Origin of the sequence: Mesorhizobium sp. M0698, assembly GCF_040320455.1 — a bacterium.
GTDB lineage: Bacteria > Pseudomonadota > Alphaproteobacteria > Rhizobiales > Rhizobiaceae > Mesorhizobium.
The window spans coordinates 918,580-929,253 of the sequence record NZ_JAMYPQ010000001.1; the positions used below are offsets into that span (position 1 = coordinate 918,580).

Sequence of the window (10,674 nt, forward strand, 5' to 3'; positions counted from 1 at the left end):
CAAGTCAAAAAAGCCCCGGCAACGGGGCTTTTTTTATGACACCTTCCGGTTAACCGCCCGGCGTCCGCCAGAGCGGTTGCGCCGGTTCAGCTTGCCAGCGCCATCCGTATCTTGCCGGCGTTTTCGGCCAGGACTTCAGGCTTTTCCATCTGTCCGCTGTGCGGCTTCAAGGGAATGCCGTCGAAGCGCGGAATGACATGGACATGGAGGTGGAAAACGGTCTGCCCCGAAGCTGGTTCGTTGAACTGCATGACCGTGACGCCATCGGCATCGAAGGCCTTCTTTACGGCCCGCGCAACTTTCTGGACGTGAACGAAGAGCGGGCCAAGCACCGCCGGATCCGCGTCGAGCAGGTTGCGCGACGGCGCTTTCGGCACCACCAGCGTGTGACCCTGCCCTTGCGGCATCACATCCATGAAGACGATGACCGCGTCATCTTCGTAGACGCGATGCGAAGGGATTTCTCCGCGCAGGATTTTGGCGAAGATGTTGCTGCTGTCATAGGTTGCTTCGGCCATGGCGCGCGCTCCGGTTCTTGGCTCGCTGTCTCGTGTAGCGAAGCTGTTCCGGGCGGGCAAGACGATCGGTCGACATCGGCTGTGCCGGCCCGCTCGGCTGAGCGAGTGGGTCTCGCTGCTCTACTCCGCCATGTCCTTGCGGAACGGGGTGCGCTCTTCCAGATATTCGCTCATCCGCTCGACTTCGCGCCGCTCGCGTTGGAGGTAGTCGGCCACTGCATTGCGCAGACCTGGATGGGCGAGGTAGTGCGCCGAGTGCATCGTCACGGGCCGGTAGCCGCGCGCCAGCTTGTGCTCGCCCTGCGCACCGGCTTCAACCACCTTCAGCTTGCGTGAGATGGCGAAATCGATCGCCTGATGGTAGCAGACCTCGAAATGCAGGAACGGGTGGTCCTCGATGCAGCCCCAATTGCGGCCGTAGAGCGCGTCTGAACCGATGAAGTTGATGGCACCCGCAATGTAGCGCCCGTTGCGTTTGGCCATGACCAGCAGGATGTCGTCGGCCATGCGTTCGCCGATCAGCGAGAAGAAATCGCGGTTGAGGTAGGGCCGGCCCCATTTCCTGCTGCCGGTATCCATGTAGAACGCGAAAAAGTCGTCCCAGGCCTTTTCGGTCAAATCCTTGCCGGTCAGCCAGTCGATCGAGATGCCGTCGGCGAGGGCCTCGCGCCGCTCTTTCTTCATTGCCTTGCGCTTGCGCGAGGCTAACGTTGCGAGAAAATCGTCGTAGCTCGAAAAGCCTTCGTTGAAGAAGTGAAACTGCTGGTCGGTGCGATGAAGGAAGCCGGCCGCCGCCAATATCTGGACGTCGTCCTCCGGCGCGAAAGTAACATGCGCGGAAGACACGCCGAGCTTATCCGTCACCGCCTTCAGGCCGGCCGCAAGACCGGCCTTGACGGTGGGGCTGTCCTCGCCCCTGCCGACCAGCAGGCGAGGGCCGGTGACGGGTGTGAACGGCACCGCGCATTGCAGCTTCGGATAGTAGCGCCCGCCGGCGCGTTCGAACGCGTTCGACCAGCCATGGTCGAAGACATATTCGCCCTGGCTGTGCGACTTCAGATAGCAGGGGACCGCCCCGAGCAGCTTGCCTCGCGCGGTTTCCAGCCTGAGGTGATGGCCTTGCCAGCCGGTGCGCCGAACAGCGCAGCCGGAATCTTCCAGCGCGCTCAAAAAAGCGAATGAAACAAGCGGGTTGTAGCCGTATTCTGCATCGCCGCGTGTAGTGCCGCCGAGGCTGTCCCATTCAGCGCTGGTAAAGGCGCCGATGCCTGCGGCGATGCGGATCGACAGCTCCGCATTCGCCGTTTGTCTTTCGCAGTCGTCCCCTTGATCCATGAGGCTTACTTAAGCTCGCTGCGGACCCATACAAGCCCGCTCAGGCGAGCCGTACCAGATCGGGCTCGAATCCTTCGAACGTCATCTGGTCGGCATATTTGAAGGTCAGGTCGACGGCAGGCTGGTCGTGCACGGTCCAGGTGATCACCGGCATGCCGAGTCTCTCTCGCACGAAGGAGACGAACCGGTTCGGCAGGTCGCCGGCAGCGTAGGAGGTGAAGGCGATGTCATGCGCCAGCATGGCGAAATGCGCCTCGATCAGGTGGTTGTCGTTGCCGTAGGCGGTCAACCCGCCGGGTATGCCGGGTGCATATTTCGGGAACTCGCGGATCAGCCAATGGTCGAACGACATGATCGCGGTCTTGCCCTTGTAATGCCTGAGCATCTTGCCGACGCTTTCGACCAGGCCTTCGTCGTGCCCGGCAGCACCTTTCAGCTCGACAACCATCGGCACACGGCCGTCGACCAGATCAAGCGCCTGCTGCAGCGTCGGCAAATGGTCGGCGGTGCCGCCGACCTTCAGCGCCGTGATCTCGGCAGCCGTACGCTGCCACACGAAGCCGTCCTCGCCGGTCAGCCGCCGCAGATCGCCATCGTGGATGATGACGGGGACGCCGTCGGATGATAGGTGCACATCGCATTCGATCGCGTAGCCGCGCTCGGCCGCCGCAGCGAAGGCGGAAAGGGTGTTCTCCCAGCGCGTCTTGTTCATGTCGTGGAGGCCGCGATGGGCGACGGGCCGGGCGGTCAGCCAGGAAAGATCGGTCATGGTTGCAGTCCCGGTCATTCGACTTCGAAGATCGCTTCGATTTCCACTGCGGCATTAAGCGGCAGGGAGGCGGTGCCGACGGCGGAGCGAGCGTGCTTGCCGCGATCGCCGAGCACGGCGGCGAGAAAATCCGAGGCGCCGTTGGCAACCAGATGCTGTTCGACAAAATCCGGTGCCGAGGCGACGAAGACGGTGATCTTCACCAAGCGACGGATTTTCTCGAGATCGCCAAGTGCCGCCTGAGCCTGGGCCAATATGTTGATCGCACAGTATTTTGCGGCTTCCTTGCCGGTCGCGGTGTCGACATCGCGGCCAAGCAGTCCGCTCGCCTGGAGCTTGCCGTCCTTGAGCGGCAACTGCCCGGCGGTGAACAGCAGATTGCCGGTCCGGCAATAGGGCACGTAATTGGCGGCGGGCGCGGCGGCGGCCGGCAGCGTCACGCCGAGATCGCTTAGCCGCTTTTCGATTGTTTCGCTCATGCTATTTCCCTATTGCTTGAAGGTGCCGCGCAGGCCGGGCCGAAATTGCTATTTTTGCCTCGCTTCCGCCACGACTTTTTTTAAGCTGGACCATCTTTCCATGCGGCCTGCCATTAGCCGCGATGATCGGAGCACCCCATGCGCGCAACGCGCCTCGCATTCAACGCCGTTCTCTTGACAGCGGCTTCCTGGGCGGCTCCCGCTTTTGCGGTGCCTGCGCTGCAGGCGCATCGTGCTGTTTACGACATTTCACTCGACAAGGCTTCAGACCGTTCCGGTATTACCGGCATCACCGGCCGCATGGTCTACGAGTTCAACGGCTCGCCTTGCGAGGGCTATACAGTAAAGTTCCGTTTGGTGACCCAGATCGTAACCAGCGACAACACCAGGCTGACCGACCAGCAGATGACCACCTTCGAGGATGCCGAGGGCAAGACCTTCTCCTTCGTGAACAAATCCTTTGTCGACCAGAACCTCGACAAGGAGGTCAAGGGTACCGCAACGAAGGAAGCCAACGGTCTCAAGGTCGATATCGACAAGCCCGAGAAGAACAGCCTGGAACTCGCGCCGACCCAGTTCCCGACCCAGCAAATGGTCGAAATGATCGGCAAGGCGGAAAAGGGCGAGCGTTTCTACGAAACCAACCTTTTCGACGGCTCTGAGGATGCCAACAAGGTGGTGACCACCACCGTCGTCGTCGGCAAGCAAGCCGATGCCGACAATGCCGATCCGGAAGCGCCGGCGCTGGCCAAGCTCGCCACCGACAAATACTGGCCGGTCGACATCGCCTATTTCGATGATGCCGACAAAGGCGGCGAGGAGGTGCCGGAATACCGGATCAGCTTCAAGCTGCACAAGAACGGCATCACGCGCGATCTCGTCATGGACTATGGCGAGTTCTCAATGACCGGCAAATTGGTCAATCTGTCGCTGTTCGATCAGCCAAAGACCTGCCCGTCTAAATAAGCTCGAGTGAACGGCAAGCCGCCGGCCGCTATCCGGGATGGTAGCGCTTAATCTTGCGGGGCAAGTCGCATCGACTTGAGCATGCCGCAATTGCCTATCAACGTCTTATGACGGTATGCGCCGCGGGGGAGCAGGTTGAGCAGGATCGACGTTTTTGTGGCGCCGCGGCCCAATGCGACGCTGATCAACGCTATGACATTCGTCAACCGGATTGTCATGCTGCACGGCGTTCCGGGGTTTCGCGACCTGTTGCCATTCAACCGTCTGGCCGGTTTGCGCGGCGTCGCCGATGTCCGCCACATCGATTTTCCGGAGAATGACCGGCAAAGGCTGAAGGCTTGTTGCGGCGCGGGCAAGGCGACGTTCATCACGCCCAACCATCCCGAATTCTTTACCGACTGGATGATCGACAAGGAGGTCGTCTCGCGGGTAAGCCCGCTGGCGGCATCCTGGGCCACGCACGGCGTCGTCAACGGGCTTGGCCGGCTGATGCAGAAATTCTGGTTGGCCAACAATCTGATCGCGCAAATCCCGGGCAACAGCGCGGCCGCCAAGGAACATTCGGTGGCCTGGGCGCTGAAGGGGCACGGCGTGCTCCTGCATCCCGAAGGCGGTGTCGGCTGGCATGCCAACATCATTGCCCCGCTGCTGCCGGGCGCGGTCGAAATGGGGTTCGAGGCGCTGAAGCGCGGCCGCCTGACGGATCCGGACTTCAAGGTTTGGATCGCGCCCGTGATCTGGAAGCTTGCTTTCACGGGGAATGTCGAGGCAGCGCTGGCAAAGGAATGCGCCTATGTCGAGCACAGCCTGAAGATCGAACGCCGTGCCGCCGATTCGCTGCCGGAGCGCATCCATCATATCTATGCGACCTTGCTGTCGCGCGATGAGGCTGCATATGGCCTGCGGTCCGATGAGCGGGTTTCGTATGACGCACGTCAAAAGGACCTGTTGACCGAACTCGGCCGTCGCCTTGCCGAACTTGTCTCGGTCGACGCCGGCACGCTCGACAATGCCGACCTTTTGCGCCGTTCGCGGCGCTGGCTGCGGGAAAACACGGATGGCAGTGGAAGCCAGAAGCAGGTCCGAATGCTGGCGGATACAATCCAGCGCGTGCAGCGTGTCGGGCCGTGGGCTTCAGCCAACCCGCGCATCACGCAGGAGGAGATCGCCGAACATTTGAAGCGGATCCGCAACGATTATTGCAAGGGTACGCTGCGCGATACGATCAACCGTTTCGTGCCGCAGCCGGCAGGCCCACGCCGCGCCTACGTCCGGGTACCGGAGCCGCTAGGCTTGCACGCCTATCAAGGCTCCGTCGAGGAGGCACTCGCCGAACTGCACGACCGGATGCAGGAGACCGTCACCAGGACGATGACGCAACTCGAGGCCGGCGGCGGCTTCATTTTCTATGCCAATCCCTTCTATCATCGTTAGCGGCGTGTTGGTCGGCGCAAGATGAAGGAGTGCGGCAAGCCTCATGGCGGTCTATGTCGATGCGGCGATCTGGAAATGGATCGGCCACCGCTGGTGTCATCTGCTGGCAGACGATACTGACGAGCTGCATCGCTTCGCCGCGCAGCTCGGCATCAAGCGCTCGTCCTATCAAGGGCCGCCCAAGACATCGGCGCCGCATTATGACATAACCGGGTTCGAGCGTGACCGCGCAGTGCGGTTAGGCGCCATCGAATGCAGCCGCGAGGAGATCGTCGCCGTTTTCCGGCGTGTGCGGGTGCCGAGGGGGAAGATGCGGCGATGATACCGGTGCGCTGATCGCCGCACGCTGAGCCGCAAGACGCCACAGCGCTTGCGTTTGTCTCGCTTCCCCTCTATATGCGCGCTCATTCCACACACGGACTTTGGTGTCTGCCCGGGAGAAATCCGGCTGAAACCTCCGGTGGCGTTCGAGGACAAAGTCCAAAAATGCCTGTGTCCGTGGAGGCTAACCGGAAAGGAAATAAGAATGGCTCTGCCTGATTTCAGCATGCGCCAGCTATTGGAAGCTGGCATTCACTTCGGCCACCAGACCCACCGCTGGAACCCGAAAATGGCGCCCTATATCTACGGCGCCCGCAACAACATACACATCATCGACCTCTCGCAGACGGTGCCTTTGCTGCACCAGGCGCTGAAGCAGGTTTCCGACACTGTTTCCAAGGGCGGCCGCGTGCTGTTCGTCGGCACCAAGCGCCAGGCCTCCGACATCGTCGCCGATGCCGCGCAGCGCTCGGCCCAGTACTATGTCAACTCGCGCTGGCTCGGCGGCATGCTGACCAACTGGAAGACGATCTCGAATTCCATCCAGCGCCTGCGCAAGCTCGACGAAATGCTGGCCGGCGAGGCTCAGGGCCTGACCAAGAAGGAGCGCCTCAACCTCGACCGCGAGCGTGAGAAGCTCGACAAGGCGCTGGGCGGCATCAAGGATATGGGTTCGACGCCCGATTTGATGTTCGTGATCGACACCAACAAGGAAGCGATCGCCATTCTCGAGGCCAAGCGTCTCGGCATCCCGGTCGTTGCCATCATCGATTCCAACTGCGACCCGGACAAGATCGACTTCCCGATCCCCGGCAATGACGACGCGGCCCGCGCCATCCAGCTGTATTGCGATTTGATCGCCAAGGCAGCTATCGACGGCATCGCCCGTCAGCAGGGCGCGCTCGGTGTCGATATCGGCGCATCGGTCGAGGCTCCGGTCGAGCCGGCGCTCGATCAGACCCCGGCCGCCGAGAGCCCGGCAGCCCAGACCCCGGAAGCATAGTAGCGAAGGCCGGCTGCGGCCTTCATCTTTCCAATATGTTGGCGCGGTAAGCGCTACCGGCACCAGGCGCATCATCGAAAATCGATGGTGCGTCAGTGCATTTAGACAAAGAGGCGACAATGAGCATTTCGGCTGCACAGGTCAAAGAACTCCGCGACTTGACCGGCGCGGGCATGATGGACTGCAAGGCGGCGTTGAACGAGACCAACGGCAATATGGAAGAAGCCATCGACTGGCTGCGCAAGAAGGGCATTTCCAAGGCCGACAAGAAGGCTGGCCGTACCGCTGCCGAAGGCCTGATCGGCGTAGATTCCGGCGTCCGCGAGGCAGCGATCGTCGAGGTCAATTCCGAGACGGACTTCGTTGCCCGCAATGCTGCGTTCCAGGAGATCGTCGCCAATGTCGCGAAGGTCGCGCTTGCCTATGGCGGCAAGACCGAGGCCGTTGCCGCCGCTCCCTATCCGGGCTCGGGCAAGTCGGTCGCCGAGACCATCAAGGACGCTGTCGGCACCATCGGCGAGAATCTGGGCTTCCGCCGCTCGGCCAAGCTCACCATCGAGCACGGCGCTGTCGCAACCTACGTTCACAATGCGGTCGCCGACGGCCTTGGCAAGCTCGGCGTGCTGGTGGCCATCGAGACGACAGGCAACGCGCATGCCGCCAACGCCTTCGCCCGTCAGGTTGCCATGCATGTCGCTGCCACCAATCCGATGGCCCTGACCACCGAAGAGCTCGATCCGGCCGCAGTGGAACGCGAGAAGGCGATCTTCGCCGACCTGGCGCGCCAGTCCGGCAAGCCGGAAGCGATCATCGAGAAGATGGTCGAAGGCCGTTTGCGCAAGTTCTATGAAGAGGTCGTGCTGCTCAAGCAGGCTTTCGTGCTCAATCCCGACATTACCGTCGAGAAGGCGCTGAAGGATGCCGAAAGCGAAATCGGCGCGCCAGCCAAAATCGCTGCCTATCTGCGCTTCGCGCTCGGTGAGGGCATCGAGAAGGAAGAGACCGATTTCGCGGCGGAAGTCGCGGCAGCGGTCAAGAAGTAACTATTCGTTTGAAAGGCTTTTTCGGCCGGGTATCCGCGAGGATGCCCGGCCGATTTCTTGCGCGGTGTCGATGAAGGCGCGGAGCTTCGGGGCCATCGCGGCGCGGCGCGGGAAATAGAGGAACAGTCCCGGTTCCTCGATCGATGCCTCTCCAAGGACTTCGACCAGCCGGCCTGCCTCGATGTCGGGCTTGACAAGCGGCTCGAACAGATAGGCGAGGCCGATGCCGGCAAGCGCCATTTCCCTTGCCGACAGCGGATCGCTGACGACCACGCTGCCGCGTGTCTCGACGCTGATATCCTTGCCCTGATCGGACAGATCCCAGCGATAGAGCGCACGTGATCGCAACAGCCGATAGCCGATGCAGTTGTGCGCCGCGAGATCGGCCAACGCCCATGGCCGCCCGCGCCGGCCGACATAGGCCGGCGAGGCAACGATGATGCTGCGGAAAGGCCCTGTCAGTCGCACCGTCACCATATCCTCGGCGATCATCTCGCCCAGCCGGATGCCGGCGTCGAAACCCTCGCCGACGATATCGCTCAGACGTTCGTCGGTGACGATCTCCACCGTCACGTCAGGGTAACGTTCCGCCATCGCCGTCAGGATGGGCATCAGCGCCAGAGGCAGCGCCAAACGCGGCGCGTTGATCCTGAGCAGTCCGCTTGCCCGGCCTATGACAGAGCGGATACGTTCGATCCGGTCGGCAATGTCTTCCAGCGCCGGCTCCGCCGCAGCGACAAGCGCGGTGCCAGCCTCGGTCAGCGAGACGCTGCGCGTGGTGCGGGCAAACAACGGCTGGCCGATTCGCTCCTCTACCAGCCGAACCGCATGGCTGACCGCTGACGGGCTCATGCCGAGCTCGGCGGCTGCCGGCGCGAAGCCGCCACGCCGCGCGACGGCAACGATTATAGGTAGGTGGCTAAGCAGATCGCGATCCATTCATGCATGATATCGCATAGTCCATTCGGATAATGCAATCTTATCGGTGGGGAAAGGACGGCGCATCTTTGGCTGCATCACATGGCAATCGCCGAGCAGCCAAGGAGACGTCTAATGACCGACCTCGATTCCGAACGAACCCGTAATCTCGAGACCGTGCGTAAATTCTTTGATCTGATGCACCGCAAGGACATTGAGGCATGGGGCGACCTTTGGGCTGAAGATGGCCGTATACTTGTCTTCTACCCGCCGGCAGGATTTGGAAACAGCATCGATGGTAAGGCCGCGATCCTGGCGGCCTTCCGAGGCCTCTTCGGCAATTTCGAATCCTTCGATTCGCAGCTGACAGCCATCTATCCGGCAGCGGATTCGGACGCGATCGTCGTTGAGTACAAGAACCGCGCGGTGCTGATCGGCGGCACTGAATACACCAACAGCAATATTGCGATTTTCCACTTCAAGAGCGGTCTGATCAGCGCCTACCACGATTATTTCGATCCGCGCCGCTTCCAGGTGGTGGTCGATGCGCTGGCCAAGGCCTGACTGCGTATCCCAGGCAAGACCTCAATCCCGCTTTTCAAACTTCAGGAGAAAATCCATGACCATGTCCTACTACACGCTCGGCAACAGCGGGCTGCGTGTCACCCGCCTGGCGCTCGGCACCATGACGTTCGGCACGGAATGGGGCTGGGGCGCGGAGAAGGAAACCGCGCGCGCCTTGGTTGATGCCTATGTCGAAGCCGGTGGCAATTTCTTCGATACCGCCGATCTCTATACCGGTGGCACGGCCGAAACCTGGCTCGGCGAATTCATCGCCGAGCGTGGGCTGCGCGACAAGGCGGTGATCAGTACCAAATTCACCTACAACGCCGAACCGGGCAACCCGAACGCCGGGGGCAACGGCCGCAAGAACATCCTGCGGGCGATAGACGGTTCGCTGAAGCGGCTCGGCACCGACTACATCGACCTCTATATCCTCCATACCTGGGACAGGCTGACGCCGCCGGAGGAGGTGATGCGGACGCTGGACGATCTGGTGCGCGCCGGAAAGATCCGGCATGTCGGTCTGTCCGACGTGCCGGCCTGGTACGCAAGCCGGGCGCAGGCCGTCGCCGAGCATCGCGGCTATGAACCGGTTTCGGCGCTTCAGCTCGAATATTCGCTGGCCGAGCGCAACATCGAGCACGAGTTCGTGCCGTTCGGCACGCGCTATGGCGCCGGAATCATGGTCTGGAGTCCATTGGCCAGCGGCCTGCTCAGCGGAAAATACCGTTTCGATACAATCGTCGAGGATGGTGGCCGGCTGGAGACAATGCGTGGTTCGACCAATCCCGGTTTCCAGAAATTCACCGATCGCAACTGGCAAATCGTCGCCGAACTGGAGAGGGTTGCCGGCCAACTCGGCCGCAGCATGGCCCAGGTCGCCCTGAACTGGACGGCAAACAGGCCAGGCATTGCGTCCGTCATCGTCGGCGCCACCAGGCTTGACCAGCTCAAGGACAATCTCGGCGCGCTTGATTTCGACATTCCCGAAGATCTTCGGGCACGGCTCGATGCGGTGAGCCGGCCGGTCACGCCCTTTCCGTATTCGTTCTTCGGCCCTGAAATACAAGGCGGCCTGACCGGTGGGCAGGCGGTTGGCGGCAAGCCGGCAAGCTATCTGCCGGATCTGCTCATGCGAGGCACTTTTGCCGGCGTGAGCTGACGGCTATCCCGGTCCACGATCTCAACTTTCCGGCTCGGGGGCCCCGGGGGCACGCGGGGCCCGGGGTGTTTTGGGCCGCCCCCGGTTTTGGGGGGCCCCCCAAAACCGCCCACCCCCCCCTCCGAGGGCCACAATACGGGGGAGCCCCGCAAACCCCCGGGG

12 protein-coding genes are annotated in these 10,674 nt (G+C 61.9%); 7 read left to right on the forward strand and 5 right to left on the reverse strand.

The features are described 5' to 3' along the window. Positions 1-86: 86 nt before the first annotated feature. From NKI16_RS04530 to NKI16_RS04545, 4 genes are all read right to left on the reverse strand, one after another. Positions 87-518 carry an HIT family protein gene (locus tag NKI16_RS04530; RefSeq protein WP_023674923.1) on the reverse strand — a complete coding sequence of 144 codons (432 nt, stop codon included), beginning with the start codon at positions 516-518 and terminating at the stop codon, positions 87-89. 120 nt (positions 519-638) lie between these two features. Continuing rightward, complete coding sequence (locus NKI16_RS04535; protein ID WP_352624889.1) at positions 639-1,853, reverse strand: GNAT family N-acetyltransferase; 1,215 nt, start codon at positions 1,851-1,853, stop codon at positions 639-641. Between the two features lie 40 nt (positions 1,854-1,893). Continuing rightward, positions 1,894-2,622 (reverse strand): glycerophosphodiester phosphodiesterase, encoded by a 729-nt coding sequence (locus NKI16_RS04540; protein WP_352624887.1) that lies wholly within the window; start codon positions 2,620-2,622, stop codon positions 1,894-1,896. Positions 2,623-2,636: 14 nt separating this feature from the next. Further along, on the reverse strand, positions 2,637-3,101 hold the full coding sequence (locus tag NKI16_RS04545) for a RidA family protein (RefSeq protein WP_352593436.1): 465 nt from the start codon (positions 3,099-3,101) through the stop codon (positions 2,637-2,639). Between the two features lie 138 nt (positions 3,102-3,239). Between NKI16_RS04545 and NKI16_RS04550 the strand changes: the two genes are divergently transcribed. The 5 genes from NKI16_RS04550 (at position 3,240) to tsf (ending at position 7,868) form a co-directional block, all read left to right on the forward strand. After that, entirely contained in the window at positions 3,240-4,067 is an 828-nt protein-coding gene (locus tag NKI16_RS04550; RefSeq protein ID WP_023674927.1) for a cell envelope integrity EipB family protein, read from the forward strand. 135 nt (positions 4,068-4,202) lie between these two features. Then, positions 4,203-5,501, forward strand: coding sequence for a lysophospholipid acyltransferase family protein (locus NKI16_RS04555; protein ID WP_352782838.1), 1,299 nt, complete (start codon positions 4,203-4,205; stop codon positions 5,499-5,501). Positions 5,502-5,544: 43 nt separating this feature from the next. After that, positions 5,545-5,823: a DUF4031 domain-containing protein gene (locus NKI16_RS04560; protein WP_352624884.1), complete on the forward strand. Its 279-nt coding sequence runs from the start codon at positions 5,545-5,547 to the stop codon at positions 5,821-5,823. Positions 5,824-6,027: 204 nt separating this feature from the next. Continuing rightward, on the forward strand, positions 6,028-6,825 hold the full coding sequence (gene rpsB / locus NKI16_RS04565; RefSeq protein ID WP_352624883.1) for a 30S ribosomal protein S2: 798 nt from the start codon (positions 6,028-6,030) through the stop codon (positions 6,823-6,825). Positions 6,826-6,944: 119 nt separating this feature from the next. Continuing rightward, the gene (gene tsf / locus NKI16_RS04570) at positions 6,945-7,868 is read left to right on the forward strand and encodes a translation elongation factor Ts (protein WP_352624882.1); all 924 of its coding nucleotides are present in this window, start codon (positions 6,945-6,947) and stop codon (positions 7,866-7,868) included. Here tsf and NKI16_RS04575 read toward each other — a convergent pair whose 3' ends face one another. Then, positions 7,869-8,807: a LysR family transcriptional regulator gene (locus tag NKI16_RS04575; protein ID WP_352624880.1), complete on the reverse strand. Its 939-nt coding sequence runs from the start codon at positions 8,805-8,807 to the stop codon at positions 7,869-7,871. Between the two features lie 114 nt (positions 8,808-8,921). Here NKI16_RS04575 and NKI16_RS04580 point away from each other — a divergent pair, with 114 nt between their 5' ends. Further along, on the forward strand, positions 8,922-9,350 hold the full coding sequence (locus tag NKI16_RS04580) for a nuclear transport factor 2 family protein (RefSeq protein WP_352624878.1): 429 nt from the start codon (positions 8,922-8,924) through the stop codon (positions 9,348-9,350). A gap of 55 nt (positions 9,351-9,405) precedes the next feature. Beyond that, positions 9,406-10,512, forward strand: a complete 1,107-nt coding sequence (locus NKI16_RS04585; RefSeq protein ID WP_352568697.1) for an aldo/keto reductase — start codon at positions 9,406-9,408, stop codon at positions 10,510-10,512. Positions 10,513-10,674 lie beyond the last annotated feature (162 nt).